This window comes from Ferriphaselus sp. R-1, from assembly GCF_000746095.1.
Lineage (GTDB): Bacteria > Pseudomonadota > Gammaproteobacteria > Burkholderiales > Gallionellaceae > Ferriphaselus.
The window spans coordinates 62,909-86,643 of the sequence record NZ_KN050808.1 but is presented as its reverse complement, the minus strand read 5'-3'; the positions used below and the strand labels follow the sequence as shown (position 1 = coordinate 86,643).

21 protein-coding genes are annotated in these 23,735 nt (G+C 61.5%); 2 read left to right on the top strand and 19 right to left on the bottom strand.

From position 1 onward, the window contains the following. Nucleotides 1-28 precede the first annotated feature (28 nt). The 3 genes from guaA to DM08_RS12015 form a co-directional block, all read right to left on the bottom strand. Entirely contained in the window at nucleotides 29-1,612 is a 1,584-nt protein-coding gene (gene guaA, locus DM08_RS12025) for a glutamine-hydrolyzing GMP synthase (RefSeq protein ID WP_035384903.1), read from the bottom strand. A 40-nt stretch (nucleotides 1,613-1,652) separates the two neighbouring features. Beyond that, the gene (gene guaB / locus DM08_RS12020) at nucleotides 1,653-3,113 is read right to left on the bottom strand and encodes an IMP dehydrogenase (protein ID WP_035384902.1); all 1,461 of its coding nucleotides are present in this window, start codon (nucleotides 3,111-3,113) and stop codon (nucleotides 1,653-1,655) included. A gap of 62 nt (nucleotides 3,114-3,175) precedes the next feature. Beyond that, a complete protein-coding gene (locus DM08_RS12015) occupies nucleotides 3,176-4,153 on the bottom strand; it encodes an ABC transporter permease (RefSeq protein WP_035384901.1) in 978 nt (325 codons plus the stop codon). Between the two features lie 97 nt (nucleotides 4,154-4,250). Here DM08_RS12015 and htpG point away from each other — a divergent pair, with 97 nt between their 5' ends. Continuing rightward, nucleotides 4,251-6,152, top strand: a complete 1,902-nt coding sequence (gene htpG, locus DM08_RS12010) for a molecular chaperone HtpG (RefSeq protein ID WP_035384900.1) — start codon at nucleotides 4,251-4,253, stop codon at nucleotides 6,150-6,152. 199 nt (nucleotides 6,153-6,351) lie between these two features. After that, complete coding sequence (locus tag DM08_RS12005; protein WP_051938240.1) at nucleotides 6,352-8,862, top strand: bifunctional diguanylate cyclase/phosphodiesterase; 2,511 nt, start codon at nucleotides 6,352-6,354, stop codon at nucleotides 8,860-8,862. 25 nt (nucleotides 8,863-8,887) lie between these two features. Here the strand turns inward: DM08_RS12005 and DM08_RS12000 are convergent, their stop codons facing one another. The 16 genes from DM08_RS12000 to DM08_RS11925 form a co-directional block, all read right to left on the bottom strand. Beyond that, on the bottom strand, nucleotides 8,888-9,649 hold the full coding sequence (locus DM08_RS12000) for a CBS domain-containing protein (RefSeq protein ID WP_035384899.1): 762 nt from the start codon (nucleotides 9,647-9,649) through the stop codon (nucleotides 8,888-8,890). 110 nt (nucleotides 9,650-9,759) lie between these two features. Next, on the bottom strand, nucleotides 9,760-10,536 hold the full coding sequence (locus DM08_RS11995; protein WP_035384898.1) for a hypothetical protein: 777 nt from the start codon (nucleotides 10,534-10,536) through the stop codon (nucleotides 9,760-9,762). A 106-nt stretch (nucleotides 10,537-10,642) separates the two neighbouring features. Beyond that, nucleotides 10,643-11,233, bottom strand: a complete 591-nt coding sequence (locus DM08_RS11990; RefSeq protein WP_035384897.1) for a riboflavin synthase — start codon at nucleotides 11,231-11,233, stop codon at nucleotides 10,643-10,645. 96 nt (nucleotides 11,234-11,329) lie between these two features. Then, complete coding sequence (locus DM08_RS11985; RefSeq protein ID WP_035384896.1) at nucleotides 11,330-11,734, bottom strand: MerR family transcriptional regulator; 405 nt, start codon at nucleotides 11,732-11,734, stop codon at nucleotides 11,330-11,332. Then, nucleotides 11,715-12,023, bottom strand: a complete 309-nt coding sequence (locus DM08_RS11980) for an integration host factor subunit alpha (RefSeq protein ID WP_051938238.1) — start codon at nucleotides 12,021-12,023, stop codon at nucleotides 11,715-11,717. Before DM08_RS11980 ends, DM08_RS11985 begins: the two co-directional genes overlap by 20 nt. Nucleotides 12,024-12,034: 11 nt before the next feature. Next, nucleotides 12,035-14,386, bottom strand: a complete 2,352-nt coding sequence (gene pheT, locus DM08_RS11975) for a phenylalanine--tRNA ligase subunit beta (RefSeq protein WP_035384894.1) — start codon at nucleotides 14,384-14,386, stop codon at nucleotides 12,035-12,037. A 10-nt stretch (nucleotides 14,387-14,396) separates the two neighbouring features. Then, nucleotides 14,397-15,407 carry a phenylalanine--tRNA ligase subunit alpha gene (pheS, locus tag DM08_RS11970; protein WP_035384893.1) on the bottom strand — a complete coding sequence of 337 codons (1,011 nt, stop codon included), beginning with the start codon at nucleotides 15,405-15,407 and terminating at the stop codon, nucleotides 14,397-14,399. 90 nt (nucleotides 15,408-15,497) lie between these two features. Next, nucleotides 15,498-15,857, bottom strand: a complete 360-nt coding sequence (gene rplT, locus DM08_RS11965) for a 50S ribosomal protein L20 (protein WP_035384892.1) — start codon at nucleotides 15,855-15,857, stop codon at nucleotides 15,498-15,500. A gap of 11 nt (nucleotides 15,858-15,868) precedes the next feature. Then, a complete protein-coding gene (gene rpmI / locus DM08_RS11960; protein ID WP_035384891.1) occupies nucleotides 15,869-16,066 on the bottom strand; it encodes a 50S ribosomal protein L35 in 198 nt (65 codons plus the stop codon). 131 nt (nucleotides 16,067-16,197) lie between these two features. Then, nucleotides 16,198-16,719 (bottom strand): translation initiation factor IF-3, encoded by a 522-nt coding sequence (gene infC / locus DM08_RS11955; protein WP_081908908.1) that lies wholly within the window; start codon nucleotides 16,717-16,719, stop codon nucleotides 16,198-16,200. Nucleotides 16,720-16,738: 19 nt separating this feature from the next. After that, nucleotides 16,739-18,649: a threonine--tRNA ligase gene (gene thrS, locus DM08_RS11950; protein ID WP_035384889.1), complete on the bottom strand. Its 1,911-nt coding sequence runs from the start codon at nucleotides 18,647-18,649 to the stop codon at nucleotides 16,739-16,741. Between the two features lie 96 nt (nucleotides 18,650-18,745). Then, nucleotides 18,746-19,858, bottom strand: coding sequence for a bifunctional diaminohydroxyphosphoribosylaminopyrimidine deaminase/5-amino-6-(5-phosphoribosylamino)uracil reductase RibD (gene ribD / locus DM08_RS11945; protein WP_035384888.1), 1,113 nt, complete (start codon nucleotides 19,856-19,858; stop codon nucleotides 18,746-18,748). A gap of 1 nt (nucleotide 19,859) precedes the next feature. Next, on the bottom strand, nucleotides 19,860-20,339 hold the full coding sequence (gene nrdR / locus DM08_RS11940; RefSeq protein WP_035384887.1) for a transcriptional regulator NrdR: 480 nt from the start codon (nucleotides 20,337-20,339) through the stop codon (nucleotides 19,860-19,862). 216 nt (nucleotides 20,340-20,555) lie between these two features. Next, a complete protein-coding gene (gene glyA, locus DM08_RS11935; RefSeq protein WP_035384886.1) occupies nucleotides 20,556-21,803 on the bottom strand; it encodes a serine hydroxymethyltransferase in 1,248 nt (415 codons plus the stop codon). A 73-nt stretch (nucleotides 21,804-21,876) separates the two neighbouring features. Then, on the bottom strand, nucleotides 21,877-22,761 hold the full coding sequence (gene hslO, locus DM08_RS11930) for an Hsp33 family molecular chaperone HslO (RefSeq protein ID WP_035384885.1): 885 nt from the start codon (nucleotides 22,759-22,761) through the stop codon (nucleotides 21,877-21,879). A 20-nt stretch (nucleotides 22,762-22,781) separates the two neighbouring features. Continuing rightward, entirely contained in the window at nucleotides 22,782-23,723 is a 942-nt protein-coding gene (locus tag DM08_RS11925; RefSeq protein WP_035384884.1) for an RluA family pseudouridine synthase, read from the bottom strand. Nucleotides 23,724-23,735 lie beyond the last annotated feature (12 nt).

Sequence of the window (23,735 nt, the reverse complement as noted above, 5' to 3'; positions counted from 1 at the left end):
GGGGCTTTTGCTTGTTCGGCTAAGGCCGTTATTCCCACTCGATGGTGGCGGGCGGCTTGCCAGAGATGTCGTACACCACGCGGTTGATGCCGCGAACCTCGTTGATGATGCGGTTGGATACGCGGCCCAGCAGCTCGTAAGGCAGGTGCGCCCAGTGGGCGGTCATGAAGTCGCTGGTGACCACGGCGCGGAGCGAGACCACCCATTCGTAGGTGCGGCCATCGCCCATCACGCCGACGCTCTTCACCGGCAGGAACACGGTGAAGGCTTGCGAGGTGAGGTCGTACCAGCTTTTGCCGGAGACGTCGCGGGTGTTGCGCAGTTCTTCGATGAAGATGGCGTCAGCCCTACGAAGGAGATCGGCGTATTCCTTCTTCACTTCGCCCAGGATGCGCACGCCCAAGCCGGGGCCGGGGAAGGGGTGGCGGTAGACCATCTCGGGCGGCAGACCGAGGGCGACGCCGAGTTCGCGCACTTCGTCCTTGAACAGCTCGCGCAGCGGTTCCAGCAGCTTGAGGTGCATGGTGTCCGGCAGGCCGCCGACGTTGTGGTGCGACTTGATGGTGTGCGCCTTCTTGGTCTTGGCCCCGGCGGACTCGATCACGTCCGGGTAGATGGTGCCCTGCGCCAGCCACTTGGCGCTGGTCAGCTTGGCCGACTCGCGTTGGAACACTTCGACAAACTCGCGACCGATGATCTTGCGCTTCTGCTCCGGGTCGGACACGCCGGTGAGGTGCTTGAGGAACTCGCCGCTGGCATCCACGTGCACGATTTTCATGTGCATGTTCTGGCCGAAAGTTTCCATCACCTGCGCGCCTTCGTTCAGGCGCAGCAGGCCGTTGTCCACGAACACGCAGGTGAGCTGGTCGCCGATGGCGCGATGAATCAGCGCCGCCGCCACCGAGGAATCCACCCCGCCGGACAAGCCTAGGATCACTTCCTCATTGCCCACTTGCGCGCGGATCTTTTCCACCGCCTCGGCGATGTAGTCCGGCATGTTCCAATCCTTGCCGCAGCCACAGATCTCGTGCACGAAGCGCGACAGCATCGCTTTGCCCTGGTGGGTATGGGTGACTTCAGGGTGGAACTGCACCGCGTAGAAACCGCGCGACTCGTCCGCCATCGCGGCGAACGGCGTGGCCTCGTTGGAAGCGATCGCGCTGAAACCGGCGGGCAACTCGGTCACCTTGTCGCCGTGGCTCATCCACACGTCCAGCAGGCCGTGGCCTTGCGCGTTGGTCTTGTCCTGGATGCCGTCGAACAACTTGGAATGCCCCTGCGCGCGGATCTCGGCATAACCGAACTCGCGCACCTTGCCGGATTCGACCTTGCCGCCCAACTGCGCCGCCATGGTCTGCATGCCGTAGCAGATGCCGAACACCGGCACGCCCAGCTCGAACACGATCTGCGGCGCTTTCGGTGTCTCGTCCTCGTACACCGAATTCGGCCCGCCGGACAGGATGATGCCGCTGGGCGCGAACGCGCGGATGTCCGCGTCGGACATATCCCAAGCGTGCAGCTCGCAATAAACATTCGCCTCACGCACGCGCCTGGCGATCAGTTGCGTGAATTGCGATCCAAAATCGAGAATCAGTATCTTTTTATGTGACATGGTGCTGAAAGGCCCGCTTGCGCGGGCCTGTGCGGATTAGTTAATCAACGTGATAATTCGGCGCTTCCTTGGTGATCTGCACGTCATGCACGTGCGATTCACGGATACCGGCGGCGGTGATCTGCACGAATTCGGCTTGGGTGTGCATGGTGGCGATGTCGGCGCAGCCGAGGTAGCCCATGCTGGCGCGCAAGCCGCCGAGCAATTGGTGAATCACAGCCAGCACGCTGCCCTTGTAAGGGACGCGGCCTTCCACGCCTTCGGGCACCAGCTTGTCGTTGTTGCCTTCGGTGTCCTGGAAGTATCTATCCTTGGAGCCTTGCTGCATCGCCCCCAAGCTGCCCATGCCGCGATAACTCTTGTAGGAACGGCCTTGGAATAGCTCGATCTCGCCCGGCGCTTCTTCGGTGCCGGCGAACAGGCCGCCCAGCATCACGGTGTTAGCACCGGCCGCAATGGCCTTGGAGATGTCGCCAGAGAAGCGGATACCGCCATCGGCGATCAGCGGCACGCCGCTGCCTTGCAGCGCTTCGGCCACGTTATTAATCGCAGAGATCTGCGGCACGCCCACGCCCGCCACGATGCGGGTGGTGCAGATGGAGCCGGGGCCGATGCCGACCTTGACACCGTCGGCGCCGTGATCGACCAGCGCACGTGCCGCCGCGCCGGTGGCGATGTTGCCGCCGATCACTTCCACCTGCGGGAAGTTCTTCTTCACCCACTCGACGCGCGACAGCACGCCTTGCGAATGGCCGTGTGCGGTGTCCACCACGATCACGTCCACCCCGGCTTCGGCCAGCAGTTCGACGCGCTCTTCGGTGCCTTCGCCCACGCCCACGGCCGCACCGGCACGCAGACGCCCTTGGCTGTCCTTGCAAGCCAGCGGGTGTTCGGTGGATTTCAGGATGTCTTTCACTGTCATCAGACCACGCAGTTCAAAAGCCTCGTTCACCACCAGCACGCGCTCGATGCGATGCTGATGCATCAGCACGCGCGCCTCGTCCAGCGTGGCGTTCTCGCGCACGGTGATGAGCTTGCCCTTGGGCGTCATGATGTTGCTGATGGGCTGATCCAGATTGGTCTCGAAGCGCAGATCGCGATTGGTGACGATGCCGACCAACTGCTCGCCTTCGACCACCGGCAGGCCAGAGATGCGGCGCTGGCGGGTGATGCCCAACACATCACGCACAGTCATACTGGGCGAAATGGTGATCGGGTCTTTCACCACACCACTCTCGAAACGCTTGACGCGCGCCACTTCGGCGGCTTGCAGTTGCGCAGACATGTTCTTGTGGATGATGCCGATGCCGCCCTCCTGCGCCAGCGCAATCGCCAGACGGGATTCGGTCACGGTATCCATCGCGGCGGACAGGACGGGAATGTTCAGGTTGATGTTACGGGTCAACTGAGTGCGCAGGGTCACATCGCGCGGCAACACATTGGAATAGGCCGGAACCAGGAGAACGTCGTCAAAGGTCAGCGCCTTTTGGGTGATACGCATGGCTTACTTCCTCGGCAAAGCGCGCATTATACGCAAGTGGGGCCGGATGGTAAATCTCGCGATCACTGCAACCGCACCCGTGGATCGACCAGCGTGTAGGAGATGTCGGTGAGGATCAGCCCGACGATGTACAGCACCGAGCCGAGGAATACCATCGCCCGTACGATGTTGAAATCCTGCATGTTGATGGCATCGATGGTGTAGCTACCCAGACCAGGGATGCCGAAGAACGACTCGGTGAGCAAGCTGCCCATGAACAGCAGCGGAATGACCACCACCACGCCGGTGAGGATGGGGATCAGCGCGTTCTTCAGCACGTGGCGGAACAGCACCTTGATCTCGGACAGGCCCTTGGCGCGAGCGGTACGCACATAGTCCTTGTTCACCTCTTCCAGAAAAATGGTGCGATACCAGCGCGCGTTGCCGCCTATGCCACCGATCACGCCGATGATGACCGGCAACACCAAAAACTTGAGACCATCCAGCCCCGGCGCGTAGCCCGAGATCGGTACCCAATGCCACAGTTTGCTCACCAAAAACTGCCCGCCGATGATGTAGAACAAGCTGGAGATGGACATCAGCACCACGCACAGCGCCACCCCCGCCACGTCCAGGGCCGTGCCCCGGAACAAGGTCATCAGCAAGGCAAAGGTGATGTAGAGCGCCAGGCCGACAAAGAAGTTGGGCAAGGCGATGGCCAGGCTGGGCCACATGCGCGTACCGATCTCGCGGCTGATGCTGCGCCCGTCGTCGGAGTAGCCGAAATCAAATGCGAACATGCTGACGGAGCGCTCGACGAAGATGGTTTCCGTGAACTTCTCCACCCCTGCCGCCTGCGCATTGAACAGCAGCGGCTTGTCGTAGCCGTGTTGCGCCTTCCACTTCTCGATCGCCTCCGGCGTGACGCGCTTGATGCCCAGCTGCATCCGCGCCATATCGTCCGGCGTATTGACCACGAAGAACAGCGCAAAGGTGAGCAGATTCACCCCGACCAGGATAGGGATGGCGTACAGCAGACGGCGGATCAGGTAAGCGAGCATGGCTGTATTTTACGGTGAAACTGCGCTCTCCTCTTGAAATCTGACACCACGCCCTCAGTTACCGCCCGTCCTATTGTTTCTTGAACGGAGATTGAGCATGACCGACACCACCACCGCCAGCCGCGAGACGCTGGGCTTTCAGACCGAAGTCAAACAACTGCTGCAGCTGATGATCCACTCGCTGTATTCCAACCGCGAGATTTTCCTGCGCGAGCTGGTTTCCAATGCGTCCGACGCCTGCGACAAGCTGCGTTTCGAGGCGCTGCACAACAACGCGCTGTACGAGGACGATTCCGATCTGGCCATCCGTATCAGCTTCGACAAGGATGCGCGCACGCTGACCATCGCCGACAACGGCATCGGCATGAGCCGCGACGAGGTGATCGCCAATCTGGGCACTATCGCCAAATCCGGCACGCGCGAATTTTTCGGCAAGCTGTCCGGCGACCAGCAGAAGGACGCGCACCTGATCGGCCAGTTCGGCGTGGGTTTCTATTCCGCCTTCATCGTGGCCGACAAGGTGTCGGTGCTGACCCGTCGCGCGGGCGAAAAGAGCGATCAGGGCGTGCGCTGGGAGTCGGACGGCGGCGGCGAGTTCTCCATCGAGATGGTGGACAAGGCGGCGCGCGGCACCGAGATCACGCTGCATCTGCGCGAAGGCCAGGATGACCTGCTAGCCAGCTACAAATTGCGCGAAATCATCAAGAAATATTCCAACCACATCGTTCAGCCCATCGTAATGAAGAAGGAGGAATGGAAAGAAGGCAAGAGCGAAGTCACCAACGAGGACGAGACGGTCAATCAGGCGTCCGCCTTGTGGACGCGCGCCAAGAACGAGATCAGCGAAGAGGAATACCAGGAGTTCTACAAGCACGTCGGCCACGATTACGATGCGCCGCTGGCCTGGACGCACGCCCGCGTGGAAGGTCGCCAGGAATACACCCAGTTGCTGTACGTGCCGCAGCGCGCGCCGTTCGACCTGTACGACCGCAGTAGTCGCCACGGCATCAAGCTCTACGTGCGCCGCGTGTTCATCATGGACGACGCCGAGCAATTAATGCCGCAATACCTGCGCTTCATCCGTGGCGTGGTGGATTCCGCCGACCTGCCGCTGAACGTGTCGCGCGAGATATTGCAGGAATCCAAAGACATCGAAGCCATCCGCAAGGGCTGCACCAGCAAGGTGTTGGCGCTGCTGGCTGATCTGGCCGAGAACGACGCGGAGAAATACGCCAAGTTCTGGGGCGAATTCGGGCGCGTGCTAAAGGAAGGTGCGGGCGAGGATTTCGCCAACAAGGACAAGATCGCTGCCCTGCTGCGCTTTGCTTCCACCCACGCCGACACGCCTGACGAGACCGTGTCGCTGAAGGACTACATCAGCCGCATGAAGGACGGTCAAGAAAAGATCTACTACGTCACCGCCGAAACCTTCAATGCCGCCAAGAACAGCCCGCATCTGGAAGTGTTCCGCAAAAAGGGCATCGAAGTGTTGCTGCTCTCCGAGCGCGTGGACGAATGGGTGGTGGGCAGCCTGACCGAGTTCGACGGCAAGGAGCTGGTCTCCGTCGCCAAGGGCGGCCTGGACCTGGGCAAGCTGGAAGACGAGGCCGAGAAGCAGGAGCAAGAAAAGCAGGCCGATGCCTTCAAGGAACTGACCGACCGCATCAAGGGCAGCCTGTCAGACAAGGTGAAGGAAGTGCGCATCACCCACCGCCTGACCGATTCGCCCGCCTGCCTGGTGAGCGACGAGCACGACATCGGCGGCAACCTGGCGCGCATCCTCAAGGCCGCCGGGCAGAAAGCTCCGACGTCACAACCCATCCTGGAGATCAACCCGCAGCACCCGGTAGTACAACGCCTGAAGGACGAATCCGCTCATTTCGATGACTGGACAGCCGTCCTGTTCGATCAGGCACTGCTCGCCGAAGGCGGCCAACTCGACGATCCGGCAGGCTTCGTCAAGCGCGTCAACCAACTGATGCTGGAGATGGGCAAGTAAGCCACGCCCCCCCGACAGCCGGATGCAAGTCATCCGGCTGTGCCGCATCCCGCCAGTTTCGGCTAAACTTCTTCCTGTCGCAGCCGTAAGCAAGATGATGGGCTTGGGTCGAACCACCACTCTGCAGACGCGTGGTGGCGCATCGCTCAAGACTCCACCCCCTTTGGGGGGAAACCCGACCTCACCGGTATCCGAGCTGATGACAGAATCCGCACCAACCGTACCACCCTACAGACCACCGCTCTACAGCAAGGGATTCCTCGTCTTCCTGTCGCTGTATGCACTCGTGGTCTGGGCGCTTTCGGGTACTGGGGCCGAGAAGTTCGAACATCTGCATCTGACACTGGATACCAGTAACGGCATGCTTTCGCTGATGCTGGTGCTGTTCCTGCTGGGGGAGCGGCACGAGATCGACAGCGGCTTCCGCAAGCAGCTGGCGATCAGCTTCGCCTTTGCTGCCGGCACCGAACTCCTGCATGCACTCATCGGGGTCGAGTGGTCGGGACGTTACGAGTGGATCAACATCTATTCCGGCATATTGCGCCCGGCCACCTGGCCCCCTTCCACCTACATCCTGCCACTCGGCATGGCGTGGGCGCATTGGCTGAAACAACACCGCATCACCCTGCCCCCGCGCGTGTTCACACTGGGACTGACAGCTGCGACGGTGGGACTGATGGCGTTATCCCTGATACTGCCGCGTTATGTGGACACCGGCATCCTGGGCATCCAGCGCCCGACCCAGGTCCCGTTGCTGCTCCTGTGGGCCGTCGTCATCGCGGCGTATTGGCGGGAACGCAACACTCATCCGCTGTTCGAAGGCCTGGCTCTGATGGGTGTGCTGCTGACCGTGTCCGACCTGTGCATGCTGTATTCCACCTCGCCGCATGAGAAGTTCACCATGATGGCCCACTCGGGCAAGCTGCTGGCCTATAGCCTGATGCATTACATCCAGATGCGCATCGGCATGGACGACAGCCGCGCGCGACGGTCCGCAGAAATCGCCCTGTTCGACGAGAAAGAGCGCCTGCAGCAGACGCTGAGCGAACTCAAATACCAGAAATTCGCCCTCGACCAACATGCCATCGTCAGCATTACCGATGCGGACGGGCTGATCACCTACGTCAACCGGCAGTTCACCGAGACCAGCGGCTACCCGCAAGAGGAGCTGCTGGGGCAAAGCCACCACCTGCTGAACTCTGCTACGCACCCCAAGGAGTTCTTTGCGGCGATGTATCGCGCCATCACCGTCGGCAACGTATGGCACGGGGAAATCTGCAACCGCGCCAAGGATGGACATCTGTACTGGGTGACGACCACCATCGTGCCCTATCTCGACCGCCAGGGCCAGCCTGCGCGCTACATCTCGATGTGCACCGAAATCACTGGGCGCAAGCAGGCCGAAGATGCTGCGCACCAGCTCGCCTTCTACGATACCTTGACGCATCTGCCCAACCGCCGCCTGCTGCTGGACCGCCTGCAGCAGGCGTTTCATGCCAGCGAGCGCAGCGGCCACCACGGTGCCTTGACCTTCATCGATCTGGATCATTTCAAGACATTGAACGACACGCGCGGACACGAGATCGGCGATCTGTTGCTCAAGGAAGTCGCCCGTCGCATCTCGGCCTGCGTACGCGAGGGCGATACCGTCGCCCGTCTGGGTGGGGACGAGTTCGTGGTAGTGCTGGAGTCGCTGGATCCCCAGATAAACGAGGCCGTGACTCAGGCTGAGATGATCGCCGAGAAGATACGCGCCTCACTGGAGCAGCCGTACCAGCTGGGCGAGCACCTGCACCACACTACCTTGAGCGCGGGCATCGTGTTGTTCCACGGGCATCAGGAAGACACGGATAGCCTGCTCAAACATGCCGACACGGCCATGTATCAAGCCAAGGCCGCAGGACGCAACGTCATCCGTTTCTTCGACCAGACCATGCAGGCGGCCATCGAGGCGCGCACCACTCTGGAACAGGAGCTGCGACAGGCACTGAACAAGCAGCAATTGCGCCTCCACTTCCAGCTGCAGCTGGACAACGAGCGCCGCGCCCTGGGGGCGGAAGTGCTGCTACGCTGGCATCACCCGGAACGCGGGTTGATCTCCCCGGCCCAGTTCATACCGCTGGCCGAGGAGACCGGCCTGATCGTGGAGATAGGCTGCTGGGTTCTGGAGACCGCCTGCGCACAACTGAGGTCTTGGCAGGACGATCCAGTCAAGCGCACTTTGCAACTCGCGGTCAACGTCAGCCCAAAACAATTCCGCCAGGCGGATTTTGTGACACAGGTGAAACATGCACTGGACAAGAGTGGCGCTGCGCCGGCCCAGCTCAAACTCGAATTGACCGAAGGCATCGCGCTACAGAACATCGAAGATACCATCAGCAAGATGCAGGAATTGAAGGCGCTCGGTGTGACATTCTCGATGGACGACTTCGGTACGGGCTACTCTTCCCTGCAATACCTGAAGCGACTACCGCTCGATCAGATCAAGATCGACCAATCGTTCGTGCGCGACATCACCACCGACCCCAGTGATGCGGCCATCGTCAAATCCATCATCGCCATGAGCGAGGTGATGGGCATGAGCGTGATCGCGGAGGGAGTGGAAACTACGGACCAGCTGGTCCTGTTGGAGCAATGTGGCTGCCAGACGTTTCAGGGTTACCTGTTCAGCAAGCCCGTCCCGCTGGCGGAGTTCGAGGCCCTGACCTGAGGGAGGGACCAGGCAATGGGGCCGGTCAACTCAGACTCACGCCCCGCAGGATGTCGTTTTCCGACAACTGCCCCACGATCTCGCCGGCCCCGTCCACCACGGCCAGGTGGCGGATGTTCATGGATTTCATCTGCTGTACCGCCGAAGTCAGGGATTGGTCGCTCAGGATCGTAGCCACCGGTGCAGACATGATGCGCTCGGCCAGCACATCGTGCGCAGCGCCTTGGCGATATTGGCGCACCATATCCCGCTCGGTGAGGATACCTACCGGCTTGGCACCGGTAACAACGAACACACTGCTCTGTCGACCGCGCCCCATCCACATCGCAGCCGCCGCGATCTCGGTGTCATGCGGCAACAACACAGGGTTCTGGTCCATCGCATCGACCACGACCCGTCGCCCCAGCAGTTCGACGATGCCACCCTTGCGACACAGGTCGGTCTCGCTGACGATACCGGCAAGCTCCCCGCCCTGACCGACCACCACCAAATGGCGGATGCTGTGTTCCCCGAACAGTCGCACGGCTTCGCGATAGCTGACATCCTCGCGCACCGTGACCAGCGGCTTGCCCATCACTCGCCCCACCATAGTGGAACCGAGCAGTCGACAACTGAGCGCACTCAGCATATCCCGTTCCGTCAGGATACCCACCGGCAGGCCGTTCTCCGTGACCACCAATGAACTGATACGGCGCTCGTCCATCACTGCTGCACATTGTTCCAGCGTCGTCGAAGGCACAACCGAGACCACATCGGCGGTCATCAGTTTGGAAATCTTGGTGTTCATGGCGAAACTCCCCTGATTGGTGCTACGGCTCCCCGGCCATCCCGCACTCTGGGCGGGAATTTACCACGATTAACTGCGCCGGGACAGGGGAGCCACGCGCCCCGACGAACTCAGAACCCCCTGCTCAACAAGGATTTCAGCGTCCAGCGGTCCGCCGTGCCCCATCCTCGTCCCACGCCCAGACTGAGCGAGGAGCCTCCCGACATTTCGATCTCGACGATGCCATACGCAGTGCGTGGTCGCTCCGAATATGGCAGAAACTGGCCGACTCGACCGTAATCCGCGTAGTACTCGACACCGGCCCTGAGCGGCCCCGCCACATCATGGGTGGCTTTCGCCACCAGGGAAAGGTCGGGAGCCCCGCCATTTCCCTGCGTGAAGCCCCAACCCAGCACCGGATTGAGGGCCAGCAGCCAGCTCCCGCCGCGCCAGCCGCCAATGATGCGGACCTCCGAGAAAGCACGTACCGCCTCGTAGCGGTAGGCGACGCGGGAAAGTTCGACGTTCAACCCGGCGAACCCGCCGGTTTCACCGTCCCGTGCATGGACCGGCAGCCATTTCAATCGCCCGCGCAGCCCCGCCAGATCGACGAGATGACCGGAGTCCCACACGGTAGGCACATAGATACCGGCTTCCAGGTCGTTCCCCAACCCCCAGGCAAACTCGGGGGTCAGCCTGAACGCATGCGCGGCCACCCGCTCCCCCGGGTAGGACGCTATCGCGGTCCCGGCAAGTGTGGTGTTGGCATGGAGTTCCAGAGTTCGCTCACCCGCCGCACCGATCTCATCGTCATACACCTGGATCTCATCGGGTAGCGCAGCGTAAGCGCAGGAGGCAAAGCAAGGAGGCAGGGAAAGTAGCAACACCCCTGAGATACGACCGATCATGCTTCCTCCTCGAATACAGCAGGCGATCAGTATAGTGGGTGCAGCGGATATTAGTTGACTATTTTACTTTGGGAAGGGCCCACGCAACGCGCAGGTCAGCACAGGCTCAAGCCCCGGACTGCATGCGTTCGATATAGCGAGCGATGAGATCTATCTCCAGATTCAGCTTGGCTCCGACCTTCAGTTCATTGAGCGTTGTGACAGCGAGCGTATGCGGGATGAGATTGACCGCGAACTCGCAGCCGGCGACATGGTTGACGGTCAGACTGACGCCGTTGATGGTGATCGAGCCTTTGACGGCGATGTATTTGGCCAGCGCTTGCGGCGCGCGCACCGCCAGCAGCCAGCTTTCACCCAGATCGTTGAACTGGACCACCTCGCCCACGCCATCGACGTGACCGCTGACCAGATGGCCGCCCAAACGGTCGGATAAGCGCAATGCCTTTTCCAGATTAACGCGCGCACCCGCACGCTCCAGTCCGACGGTACACGCCAAGGTCTCCCGTGAGACATCCACGGTGAAACTTTCATCGCGCAGTGCCACCACCGTCAGGCAAACACCGTTGACAGCGATGCTGTCGCCCAACTTCACATCATCCATCCCAAGTTTTTTCGTGGCTACGCACAGGCGCAAACCGCCGTCGCGGTCTTGCGCACTGACCAGGGTGCCGACATCAGCAACGATCCCGCTAAACATGGTGTCTCCCGATAAAAGGTTGAAGTAAGGCGCGTAGAAGGGAGGCGATGACCGGTCAGCGACACCCGTTCAAAAGCCGAGTCCGATCGACCGCGCTTAGGCCCGGAGGTCCGCCAGGATGCTCTGTATCTCGGCACGCAGCCGAGATATGTCGAAGCCGCCCGCATCGAGCTGCTCGACCGGCTCTGTGGCGGCGACAAGCGTGGTCCTGGCCGTTTCCACCAGTTCTACCTCTCCGCGCTCCAGCTTGCTGCGCGCACCGCTGATGGTGAAGCCTTCCTCGTACAGCAATTCGCGGATGCGGCGTATCAGCAGCACCTCGTGATGCTGGTAGTAACGGCGATTGCCACGCCGCTTGACCGGCTTGAGCTGGGAGAATTCCTGCTCCCAGTAACGCAGCACGTGCGCCTTCACCCCGCACAGTTCGCTCACCTCACCGATGGTGAAGTAACGCTTGGCCGGGATCGGCGGTAATTCTGAACTAGGCAGGAGTTGTTCCACTGTAATTCTGCTCGACCATGCTCTTCAATTTCTGGCTGGGGTGAAAGGTCACCACGCGGCGCGCTTCGATGGGAATCTCTTCCCCGGTCTTGGGATTCCGGCCAGGACGCTGCGGCTTGTCACGCAGCTGAAAATTGCCGAAGCCGGACAACTTGACGGTTTCCCCTTGTTCCAACTGCTGGCGGATCTCCTCGAAGAACGTTTCCACCATCTCCTTGGCCTCGCGCTTGTTCAACCCCACTTGCTCAAACAACAAATCGGCGAGTTCCGCCTTGGTTAATGTGGTCATGTCTCCTCCTATCATCTCAACTGTGCACCGCACTCATGCAAGGCGGCTATCAGTTTTGTCATGTTCTGGTCAATTTCAGACTCAGTAAGTGTCTTTTGAGTATCTTGTAACAACACTCGGAATGCAAGGCTTTTTTTGCCCTCTTCCAGCCCTTTTCCTCGGTACACATCGAACAGCGCAAGCTCACTCACGTGCTCGGCGCGACAGGCTGCCATGGCCTCTAACAGTGTGTCGACCTGGGTAGTTTCATCCACCACGACCGCCAGGTCACGACGCACCGGCTGGAAGCGGGATACATCGGCAGCGCACGGCGCAGCACCCGCCAGCAAAGCCGATACTTCTACCTCGAACCACACCGCCGCGTGCGGCAGGTCGTAGCGCTGCTGCCATTGCGGGTGGACCTCGCCGATCCAGCCGATGGGTTGGCCGTCCAGCAACACTTGCGCGGAACGCCCCGGATGCGAAGCCGGGTGCGTTGCGGCGACAAAGCTCAGGTGGCGCGGCGCGAACAATGCCTCCAAGTCGCCCTTGGCATCGTAAAAATCCACGTTGCGCGCGGGTGCGCCCCACTGTTCAGGTTGAGCGCTACCGTAGCACAGCGCAGCCAATCGTTCGGTCTGGCGGTAACTGCCGTCAGCGGCTGAGAAACATGCACCCACCTCGAACAGGCGCACACGCGGCTGGCGGCGCGACAGGTTGACGCGCAACGCGCCAACCAAGCCGCCCAGCAGGCTGCTGCGCATCACCGAGAACTGGCTGGCGATGGGGTTTTGCAGCTCGACCGGCGCGGCATTGCCGCACAGTTCACGCTCCACCTCGGCCTCCAGGAAGGCGTAGCTCACTGTTTCCTGATAGTCGCGCGACACCAGCAGCTGGCGCAGACGGCGCAGCGGACGGCGCGCTTCGCCCTCCGGCAGCATGGCCATGCGACCCTGCGGCAGCAACGCCGGAATGGCATCGTAGCCGTGGATGCGCGCCAGTTCCTCGATCAGGTCAGCCTCAATGCTCAGATCGAAACGATAGCTGGGCGCGGTGACATGGAAATCATCGCCGTTGCGCTCAAAGGCAAATTGCAGACGATGCAAGATCGCCGCGATCGCTTCCGCCGACAGCGCGATGCCCAGCACGCGCAGGACGCGACTGGTACGCAGCCGGATCGGCGCGCGCTGCGGCAACGCACCGCGCACTTCCGTGACCGGGCCGGGCTGGCCGCCGCAAATCTCCAGCAACAACTGGGTGGCGCGCTCCATCGCCGCGCGGGTGGCGGCGAAATCCACGCCGCGCTCGAAGCGGAACGAGGAATCGGTGTTGAGACCGAAGCTGCGCGCCTTGCCCGCGATGGCGTCAGGCTCGAACCAGGCGGCTTCGAGGAACACGTCGGTGGTGGTGATCTCCACGCCGCTGCCCGCGCCGCCCATGATGCCCGCCAGCGCCAGCGCGCGCGCGTCGTCGGCGATCAGCAGGTAGTCAGGATTCAGTTCCACGGTCTGGCCGTTGAGCAGCTCCAATTTTTCGCCTGCCGCAGCCGGGCGCACGCTGATGCCGCCGGAAAGTTGCGCCAGATCGAAGGCGTGCATGGGCTGACCGAGCTCCAGCAGCACGTAGTTGGTGATGTCCACCACCGCGCTGATGCTGCGGATGCCGCAGCGCTCCAGACGGCGCACCATCCAGTCCGGCGTGGCGGCTGCAGCGTTGACGCCGCGCACCACGCGGCCGCAATACAGGCCGCAGTCGGCCGATTGCACGCTCACCGGCAGCGTGTCGGCAATGGTTGCCGACACTGGCGCGATGCTGACCGCCTCCACCGCGCAGCCGGTAATGGCCGCCACTTCGCGCGCCAGCCCGGCGATGCCGAGGCAGTCGCTGCGGTTGGGCGTTAGCTTGAGGGTGTACAGCGTGTCGTCGAGGTCGAGGTAGTCGCGGATCGTCGTGCCGACCGGCGCGTCGGCAGGCAGCAACCACAGCCCTTGGCTTTCTTCTGCCAGCCCCAGTTCCTTGGCCGAACACAACATGCCGAAGGATTCGACATTGCGCACCTTGGCCTGCTTGATCTTGAAGTCGCCCGGCAGCACCGCACCGATGCGGGCGCACGGCACTTTCACGCCCACGGCCACGTTGGACGCACCGCACACGATGGTGATGGGCGCGGCTTCGCCGACGTTCACCTGACAGACGTTGAGGCGGTCGGCATTGGGATGCTTGACCACTTCCAGCACCTCGGCCACCACCACGTTGTTGAAGGCGGGCGCGGCGGGTGTCGCTTCTTCGACTTCCAGCCCGGCCATGGTGAGCTGGTGGCCCAACTCGGCGCTGGACAGCGCGGGATTGGCCCAGGTGCGCAACCAGTTTTCAGAGAATTTCATGGGATCACTCTCAGTTGAATTGCTTGAGGAAGCGCAGGTCGCCCTCGTAGAACTGGCGCAGGTCGTTCACGCCGTAGCGCAGCATCGCCAGCCGCTCCACGCCCAGCCCGAAGGCGAAGCCGATGTACTTTTCGCTGTCGATGTTGACGTGCTTGAGCACATTGGGGTGCACCATGCCGCAGCCGCCGATTTCCAGCCAGCCGTCGCCCCAGCTCATGTCCATTTCGGCGGACGGCTCGGTGAACGGGAAGAAGGACGGGCGGAAGCGCACGGTGAGGTCGTCGCGCTCGAAATAGCGTTGCAGGAAATCCTGCACCACGCCCTTGAGGTTGGCGAAGCTGACCTGCTCGCCGATCCACAAGCCTTCGACCTGGTGGAACATGGGCGAGTGGGTGGCATCGGAATCCACGCGATAGACGCGCCCCGGCGCGATGATGCGGATGTCCGGCATGGTCGCGTCAGCGCCGAACTTTTCCATGTGCGCCTGCATGTAGCGCACCTGGATCGGCGAGGTGTGTGTGCGCAGCACATGCTTGTCGTCGATGTAGAAAGTGTCGTGCATGGCGCGCGCCGGATGGTTCTCCGGGATGTTCAGCGCGGTGAAATTGTAGAAATCGGTTTCGATTTCGGGGCCGTCGGCCACGTCGAATCCGATGGTATGGAACAGCGTCTCGATGCGTTCCAGCGTGCGGGTCACCGGGTGCAAGCCACCGGCGGCGAGGCCGCGTCCAGGCAGGGTCACGTCCAGCGATTCGGCAGCCAGCTTGAGTTGCAGCGCCTGTTGCTGGATGGCATCACGGCGCGCGTTCAGCGCGGCTTCGATCTGCTGCTTGACCACATTGATGCGCGCACCCGCAGCAGGGCGCTCTTCGGCGGACAGTTTGCCCAAGCCCTTCAACAGGGCGGTGAGGCTACCTTCCTTGCCGAGATAACGCGCTTTGGCCTGCTCCAGCGCGTTCGCATCGTTCGTCGCCGCGAATATTGCCAGCGCGTCGTCGAGTATCGTTTGTAGCTCTTGCATCATCTGCTCCAACTGTCGCCTGTCCGGGCGAGCGGGAGGTTGAAACGAAAAAAGGAGGCCGGAAGCCTCCTTTTTCACATCGCAGCAAACTTAGGCTGCGAGGCTGGCCTTGGCTTGGGCGACCAGTTGCGCGAACGCAGCCTTGTCGAAGATGGCCAGATCGGACAGCACCTTGCGGTCGATGTCGATCATCGCCTTCTTCAGGCCGTTCATGAACACGCTGTAGGCCATACCCTGCTCACGCGCAGCGGCGTTGATACGGGCGATCCACAGAGTGCGGAACTGACGCTTCCTTTGACGACGGTCACGATAAGCATATTGACCTGCCTTCATCACCGCTTCTTTGGCGATACGGTAGACGTTCTTGCGACGGCCGCGATAGCCCTTGGCCAGATCGAGAACCTTCTTGTGGCGCGCGCGCGCCGTTACACCACGTTTGACTCTTGCCATGTTCTAACTCCTTAAGCGTAGGGCATCATGGCGCGCACAGACGCCGTGTTGGTTGCGTGAACACCAGCAGTACCGCGCAACTGACGCTTGTTCTTGGTGGTCTTCTTGGTAAGGATGTGGCGCTTGAACGCTTGCGAGCGCTTGATGCTGCCACCGGCGCGGACGACGAAACGCTTCTTCGCACCGCTCTTGGTTTTCATCTTAGGCATGACTACTCCTTAAGTTATGACGCCAGGTGGTTCCTGACAGGAACACTTGATGACCCGCTCGCCACTTGTATCGGCTGTGTACTTCCTGACCAACGCGCCCCGCCTGTCGGACGCGCCAGCGTAAATCGGCCTTACTTCTTCTGCTTCGGCGCCAGCACCATCACCATCTGGCGGCCTTCCATCTTGGGGAACTGCTCGACGTTGCCGTGTTCGGCCAAGTCTGCCTTCACCCGCTCCAGCAACTGCATCCCGATCTGCTGGTGCGCGATCTCGCGCCCCCGGAAACGCAGCGTGATCTTGGTCTTGTCGCCTTCGTTCAGGAACTTGATCAGATTGCGCAGCTTGATCTGGTAATCGCCCTCGTCGGTACCCGGACGGAACTTGATCTCCTTGATCTGTATCTGCTTCTGCTTGAGCTTGGCCTCGTGCTGCTTCTTGCTTTCGGCATACTTGAACTTGCCGTAATCCATGATGCGACACACCGGCGGCTCCGCCATTGGCGCGATCTCGACCAGATCCAATTCCGCTTCATCGGCGATACGCAGGGCCTCTGCTGATGACACGATACCAAGTTGCTCGCCTTCTACTCCCACCAACCGCACACGGGGTGCATTGATCTGTTCATTGAGGCGTTGTGACTTATCCTGAGCTATTGCAGTTCTCCAACAAAAATTAAACCGCGCTTCCCGCCAGTTCCTGTTTCAAGCGCTGCAACAACGCCTCCACAGTCATCTGCCCCAGGTCTTCACCTGTCCGGGATCGCACGGCAACAAGGCCAGCGGCCACTTCCTTATCACCCACAATCAGCTGATAAGGCAGCCTCTGTAAGCTATGTTCGCGGATTTTATAGGTAATCTTCTCATTACGCAAATCCGATTGCACACGCAAGCCGGCAGCTTTCAGGGTTTCAGCCACTTGCGAGGCATATTCCTCCTGCGCCTGCGAGATATTCATTACCACCATCTGCATTGGTGCCAACCACAGAGGCAGGGCACCGGCATGATTTTCCACCAGAATGCCGATGAAACGCTCCAGCGAACCCAGCACGGCGCGGTGCAGCATCACCGGCACCTTGCGGCTATTGTCTTCAGCCACATACTCCGCGCCCAGACGTCCGGGCATGGAGAAGTCCACCTGTATCGTGCCGCACTGCCAAGAACGACCAATGGCATCTTTGATATGGAACTCGATCTTCGGGCCATAGAATGCCCCCTCACCCGGCAGCTCCTCCCACTCCATACCGGACGCACGCAGCGCGGCGCGCAGAGCGGATTCCGACTTATCCCATATCTCATCGGAACCGACACGGCTCTCGGGGCGCAGCGCCAGCTTCACGCGCACCTCATGGAAGCCGAAATCCTTGTACACCTTGAGCACCAGCGCATTGAATGCCGTCACTTCAGACTCGATCTGCTCTTCCGTGCAAAAAACGTGACCATCATCCTGAACGAAACCGCGCACCCGCATCAGGCCATGCAGACCACCGGACGGCTCGTTGCGGTGGCAGGAGCCGAATTCGCCATAGCGCAGCGGCAGCTCTCGGTAGGAGCGCAAGTCGGAGTTGAACACCTGCACATGGCCGGGGCAATTCATTGGCTTGATGGCGTAGTCGTGCTTCTCCGACTCGGTGGTGAACATGTTGGCCTTGTAGTGCTCCCAATGGCCGGATTTCTCCCACAACACGCGGTCGATGATCTGCGGACAGCGAATCTCCTGATAACCGTTGTCGCGATACACGCCGCGCATGTACTGCTCGATCACCTGCCACATCGCCCAGCCCTTGGGATGCCAGAACACCATGCCCGGCGCTTCGTCCTGCATATGGAACAGGTCGAGCTGCTTGCCCAGCTTGCGGTGGTCGCGCTTCTCGGCTTCTTCAATCTGCAACAGGTAGGCGTCGAGGTCTTCCTTCTTCGCCCAGGCCGTACCGTAGATGCGCTGCAGCATCTCGTTCTTGGAATCGCCGCGCCAGTAGGCCCCGGCCACCTTCATCAGCTTGAACGCCTTCAGTTTGCCGGTGGATGGAACGTGCGGGCCGCGACACAGGTCGGTGAATTCGCCTTCGCTGTAGAGCGACACGTCCTGATCAGCCGGGATCGCCTCGATCAGCTCGGCCTTGTATTTCTCACCCAGCGACTTGAAATAAGCCACTGCCTCGTCGCGCGCCACCACCTTGCGCGTCACCGGCAAATCTTTTTTCGCCAGCTCCGCCATGCGCTTCTCGATGGCGGTCAAATCTTCCGGCGTGAACGGGCGCGAATAGGCAAAGTCGTAATAGAAACCGTTCTCGATCACCGGGCCAATGGTCACCTGCGCCTCGGGGAACAGTTCCTTCACCGCATAGGCCAGCAAGTGAGCAGTCGAATGGCGGATCAGTTCCAGCCCGTCCGCATCCTTGTCCGTCACGATGGCGAGTTGCGCATCGCTCTCGATCAGGTGCGAAGTATCGACCAGCTTGCCATCCACCTTGCCCGCCAGAGCTGCACGCGCCAAACCCGCGCCGATACTGGCCGCGACCCCGGCGACGGTGATCGCCTGATCGAAACTACGCTGTGAACCGTCCGGCAAGGTGATGACTGGCATATTCTTCCTTAAAAACAAAGTGCGGCGAGGCCGCACTTGAGCAAAAACCGGCGCGCATTCTAACAGCGGCGCGGGTGAGCGTAAATGCAAACTCGCCTACTGCGCTTGACCGACTCGCGCCACGAGGCGCAGATCGCCCCCGACCTGGCGCACATCGCGCCACACCAGAGTCACGCGCTGATCCAGGGCCGTGAGTTCGCCCAGCGCGGCCAGACCCCGCGCAGCATCGCCCAGCAACTGCGGCGCAAGGTACAGGATCAGCTCATCCACGCAGCCGCCACGCAGCAGCGCGCCGTTCAGTGTCGCCCCCGCCTCGACCAGCACCTCATTGATGCCGCGTTGCGCCAGGTCGCGCAGCATGGCGAGCAAGTCAACCTGCCGACCTATAGCCGGAAGCACCGCCACCTGCGCACCTGCCGCTTCGAGCGCACTGATCCTGGCGGCATCTTCGGTAACGGTATAGATCAGCACGCCCGCTTTTCCGCCAGCAGGCGAGGAGCGCAGGATTCTGGCGCTTGGCGGCGTGCGCAACTGACTATCCAGCACCACGCGCAACGGCTGGCGACTGCGATCCGAATCGCGCACATTGAGTTGCGGGTCGTCTGCCAGCACGGTGCCGATGCCGGTGAGCACGGCGCAGGAAAGGGCGCGCCAGCGCTGCACGTCCTGTCGCGCCTCGGGGCCGGTGATCCACTGGCTGACACCGTTGGCCAGCGCAGTGCGACCATCCAGGCTGGCAGCGATCTTGCTGCGCACCCAGGGCAGGCCGCGCGTCATCCGACTGACGAAGCCGAGGTTCAACTCGCGCGCCGCCGCTTCCATCAACCCACACTCGACTGCGATACCCGCCGCGCGCAGCTTGGCGATGCCGTTACCGGAAACCAGCGGATTCGGGTCTTGCATGGCGACCACCACGCGAGTGATGCCCGCCGAGATCAGCGCGTCGGCGCAAGGTGGCGTGCGGCCAAAGTGACTGCATGGCTCCAGAGTAACGTAGGCGGTCGCGCCACAAGCGCGCTCACCGGCGGCGAGCAGCGCCAGCGGTTCGGCATGCGACTCACCGGCGCGTTCATGCCAGCCCTCACCGACCACCGCGCCATACTTGACGATGACGCAGCCGACGCGGGGATTTGGGGATGTGGTATCAAGACCGCGTTCCGCCAACCGCAGCGCCTGAGCCATCCAGCGACTGTCGGCAGCGTCCGCCATCTCAGTGGGCAACGGGGCGGGAGCGGCGGGGCGACTTGCCCAGCTCTTTGATGACATCGGCGAAGTCGCCGACATCCTCGAAACCTTCATAGACCGAGGCGAAGCGGATGAACGCAACCTTGTCCAGCTTGCGCAGCGCTTCCATCACCATCGCGCCGATCTCGCTGGAATCGACCTCGCGCTCGCCCAGCGCGAACACCTGTTGCGTCACCTGATCGATAGCGGCCTCGACCTGCTCAGTCGGCACCGGACGTTTGTGCAAGGCCAGACGGAAACTCTTGCGCAACTTCTCGGGATCGAACTCGGCGCGATTGCCGTTCTGCTTCACCACCTGCGGCATGCGCAACTCCACCGTCTCGTAGGTGGTGAAACGCTTGTCGCACGACAAGCAGCGACGACGACGACGAATACTGTCGCCCTCATCGTTCTCGCGCGAGTCGATGACTTGGGTATCGGGGTGTTTGCAGAAGGGGCACTTCATTGGAGGCAGACGTAAGACGCAAGACGTAAGTCGTAAGTTAAAGCTCGCCGCGCAGCGGCGACAAACCCAACTATTGATCCGGCATAACTTGAAAGCCGTTCGTGCTGAGCTTGTCGAAGCACAAGAATCCGCTCACATTTCGACAAGCTCAATGCGAACGGATTCTTGGATAGACGATGCCAGATCACTAATGACTTACGTCTCACGACTGACAACTTAAGCGCCGTACACCGGGAACGCTGCTGTCAGCTTCTTCACTTCGCCAGCGACGCGCGCCAGAACGGCTTCGTCATTCGGCGCGTCGAGCACGTCGGCGATCAGGTGGGCCAGCTTTTCGGCTTCCAGTTCCTTGAAGCCGCGGGTGGTCATCGCCGGGGTGCCGATGCGGATGCCGGAAGTCACGAAGGGCTTCTGCGGGTCGTTCGGAATCGCGTTCTTGTTGACGGTGATGTGCGCCTTGCCCAGCGCGGCTTCAGCGTCCTTGCCGGTCAGGTGCTTGGCTTGCAGGTCGACCAGGAACACGTGGCTGTCGGTGCGACCGGAGACAATGCGCACGCCGCGCTCGACCAGCACCTTGGCCATCACGCGAGCGTTGTCGATCACCTGCTTCTGGTAGGCCTTGAATTCCTTGCTGCCAGCTTCCTTGAACGCCACGGCCTTGGCGGCGATGACGTGCATCAGCGGGCCGCCTTGCAACTGCGGGAAGATGGCCGAGTTCAGCGCCTTCTCGTGTTCCGCCTTGGCCAGAACCAAGCCGCCGCGCGGACCGCGCAGGGTCTTGTGGGTGGTGGTGGTCACGAAGTCGGCGATGCCCACCGGGTTCGGGTAGTAACCAGCAGCGATCAGACCGGCGTAGTGCGCCATGTCGACGAACAGGTAAGCGCCGACGCTGTCGGCGATTTGGCGGAAGCGCTTCCAGTCGATCACCAGCGCGTAGGCGGATGCACCGGCGACGATCATCTTCGGCTTGTGCTCCAGCGCCAGACGCTGCACTTCGTCGTAATCGATCTCTTCCTTGTCATTCAGGCCGTACTGCACCGCGTTGTACAGCTTGCCGGAAATGTTCACCGACGCGCCGTGGGTCAGGTGGCCGCCGTGGGCCAGGCTCATACCCAGAATGGTGTCGCCCGGCTTCAGCACGGAAACGTACACCGCTTGGTTGGCCTGCGAACCGGAGTGCGGCTGCACGTTGGCGTATTCCGCGCCGAACAGTGCCTTGGCGCGATCAATCGCCAGCTGCTCGGCGATGTCCACATACTCGCAGCCGCCGTAGTAGCGCTTGGCCGGATAGCCTTCGGCGTACTTGTTGGTCAACTGGCTGCCCTGCGCCTCCATCACCGCTGGGCTGGTGTAGTTCTCCGAAGCGATGAGTTCGATGTGGTCTTCCTGACGGGCGACCTCCTGCTGCATGGCAGCCCAAAGTTCGGGATCGGTAACAGCGAGGGTGTTTGTGCGAGAGAACATGACTAGCCTTCCAGCGGACGAATTAAGAAAGGCGCGCATTTTATCACACGCCGACTGGCGTGAAGTGGCTGAGTCAGTGCTGGATTTCGTCTGGCGTAACAACAGCCGGCGCAGCGAAGATCTCGTCCACGTCGTCTTCTTCGAACACGTAGCACTGGTTGCAGAACTCGCAGCACACCTGAATGGAGCCCTGCTCTTCCAGCACGGCATCCACTTCGTCGCTGCCTATCATCTTCAGCATCTCGGCCACGTTCTCACGCGAACAGGAGCAGCCGAACGCCACCGGCTGGGCATCGAACAGGCGCACGTCTTCTTCGTGATAGAGGCGATGCAGCAACTCGGGCGCGGTCAGCGCCAGCAGCTCTGCCGCAGTCACCGTCTCGGCCAGCGCACCGACGCGGGGCCAGGCATCGTCGTCGCCGCCTGCCTGCTCGGGCAGCTTCTGCAACATCAGACCGGCGGCGTGTTCGCCATCCGCCGCCAGCCAGAGATGAGTTTCCAGTTGCTCGGAGCGCAGCATGTAGTTCTGCAACATCGCCGCGACGCTCTCGCCTTCCAGCGCGACGATGCCTTGATAGACCTGGCCGCCAGTCTTCTGGTCGAGCGTAATGACGAAACGCCCGTCGCCGATCAACTCGGTAGCGCTGCTGCCCGCCGCCAGTTCGCCGTCCCATTTGGCTGTGGCACGTACCTGCAAGTCGCCGGAACATTCCACCACCAACAGACTCACCGGCCCATGGCCCTGTATCTGCAAGATGAGCGAGCCTTGCTGCAATTTCAGCATCGCTGCCATCAGCGCCGCCGCTGCCATCAGCTCGCCCAGCAAGCTACGCAAGGGCAAAGGATAGTCATGTCGCGCCAGCACGCTGCGCCAGCTCGCATCGAGATGGACGAATTCGCCGCGTATCGGCGCGGCTTCAAACAGGAAACGCTGGAGGGAGTCGGGAGAGGTGTTCATGGCGGCGGATGATACCAAACTCAGCCCGCGCTCCGCGCCAATCCATCCAGAAATCGTTGCAACTCGGGAGCCAGCGGGGCCGTGAGTACGAGCGGTTCGCCGCTAAGCGGATGATTGAAGGTGATGGAATGGGCGTGCAGGAACATGCGCTTCAAGCCGAGCTTGGCCAGTTCCTTGTTGCGGGCGAAGTCGCCGTATTTATCGTCGCCTGCGATGGGATAGCCCAGATGCGACAGGTGGACGCGTATCTGGTGGGTGCGGCCCGTCTTGAGTTCGGCTTCGAGCAGGGTGTAATCACCCAACGACTGTTTGAGATTGAACACGGTGTGCGACGGTTGGCCGTCATCGCGCACCATCACGCGCTTCTCGCCCTGCGGGGTATCGAACTTATGCAGCGCCAACTTGACGTGCTGGCGGGCGTTCTTCCACTCGCCCAGCACCAGCGCGTAGTAACGCTTGTCGCTGTTGCCCTCGCGCATGATCTCGTGCATCGCGGTGAGCGCGGATCGTTTCTTGGCGATCAACAGCACGCCGGAAGTCTCGCGGTCGAGCCGGTGCACCAGCTCCAGGAATTTGGCCTGTGGCCGCGCCCGGCGCAGTTGCTCGATGACTCCGAAGCTCACCCCGCTGCCGCCGTGTACTGCCACTCCGGCAGGCTTGTTCAGCGCGATGAGGGCATCGTCCTCGAAGAGCACCGGAAATTCCATCGCCGGAACGAAAGACTCGACCTCTGCGCGCGTCGCCACCCGCACCGGCGGGATGCGCAGCAGGTCGCCCTCTTGCAGGCGGTACGTCTGGTCGATGCGCTTCTTGTTCACCCGCACCTCGCCGCGCAGGATGCGATAGATATGGCTCTTGGGCACGCCCTTGAGGTGGCGGATCAGGAAATTGTCGATGCGCTGCCCGGCACTGCCCTCGTCTACCTCAACAAAGGTGACAGATTCTTTGCTTAACTGATTCATATTGAAATATAC

What these genes read in the sequence shown, in the direction of transcription:
- rplT (WP_035384892.1), bottom strand. Translation starts at nt 15,857, where the DNA reads ATGGCAAGAGTCAAACGTGGTGTAACGGCGCGCGCGCGCCACAAGAAG.
- glyA (WP_035384886.1), bottom strand. Translation starts at nt 21,803, where the DNA reads ATGTTCTCTCGCACAAACACCCTCGCTGTTACCGATCCCGAACTTTGG.
- thrS (WP_035384889.1), bottom strand. Translation starts at nt 18,649, where the DNA reads ATGCCAGTCATCACCTTGCCGGACGGTTCACAGCGTAGTTTCGATCAG.
- hslO (WP_035384885.1), bottom strand. Translation starts at nt 22,761, where the DNA reads ATGAACACCTCTCCCGACTCCCTCCAGCGTTTCCTGTTTGAAGCCGCG.
- pheS (WP_035384893.1), bottom strand. Translation starts at nt 15,407, where the DNA reads ATGCAAGAGCTACAAACGATACTCGACGACGCGCTGGCAATATTCGCG.
- pheT (WP_035384894.1), bottom strand. Translation starts at nt 14,386, where the DNA reads ATGAAATTCTCTGAAAACTGGTTGCGCACCTGGGCCAATCCCGCGCTG.
- guaA (WP_035384903.1), bottom strand. Translation starts at nt 1,612, where the DNA reads ATGTCACATAAAAAGATACTGATTCTCGATTTTGGATCGCAATTCACG.
- nrdR (WP_035384887.1), bottom strand. Translation starts at nt 20,339, where the DNA reads ATGAAGTGCCCCTTCTGCAAACACCCCGATACCCAAGTCATCGACTCG.
- htpG (WP_035384900.1), top strand. Translation starts at nt 4,251, where the DNA reads ATGACCGACACCACCACCGCCAGCCGCGAGACGCTGGGCTTTCAGACC.
- DM08_RS12015 (WP_035384901.1), bottom strand. Translation starts at nt 4,153, where the DNA reads ATGCTCGCTTACCTGATCCGCCGTCTGCTGTACGCCATCCCTATCCTG.
- rpmI (WP_035384891.1), bottom strand. Translation starts at nt 16,066, where the DNA reads ATGCCTAAGATGAAAACCAAGAGCGGTGCGAAGAAGCGTTTCGTCGTC.
- guaB (WP_035384902.1), bottom strand. Translation starts at nt 3,113, where the DNA reads ATGCGTATCACCCAAAAGGCGCTGACCTTTGACGACGTTCTCCTGGTT.
- ribD (WP_035384888.1), bottom strand. Translation starts at nt 19,858, where the DNA reads ATGGCGGACGCTGCCGACAGTCGCTGGATGGCTCAGGCGCTGCGGTTG.
- DM08_RS11995 (WP_035384898.1), bottom strand. Translation starts at nt 10,536, where the DNA reads ATGATCGGTCGTATCTCAGGGGTGTTGCTACTTTCCCTGCCTCCTTGC.
- DM08_RS11925 (WP_035384884.1), bottom strand. Translation starts at nt 23,723, where the DNA reads ATGAATCAGTTAAGCAAAGAATCTGTCACCTTTGTTGAGGTAGACGAG.
- DM08_RS12005 (WP_051938240.1), top strand. Translation starts at nt 6,352, where the DNA reads ATGACAGAATCCGCACCAACCGTACCACCCTACAGACCACCGCTCTAC.
- DM08_RS11990 (WP_035384897.1), bottom strand. Translation starts at nt 11,233, where the DNA reads ATGTTTAGCGGGATCGTTGCTGATGTCGGCACCCTGGTCAGTGCGCAA.
- DM08_RS11980 (WP_051938238.1), bottom strand. Translation starts at nt 12,023, where the DNA reads ATGACCACATTAACCAAGGCGGAACTCGCCGATTTGTTGTTTGAGCAA.
- DM08_RS12000 (WP_035384899.1), bottom strand. Translation starts at nt 9,649, where the DNA reads ATGAACACCAAGATTTCCAAACTGATGACCGCCGATGTGGTCTCGGTT.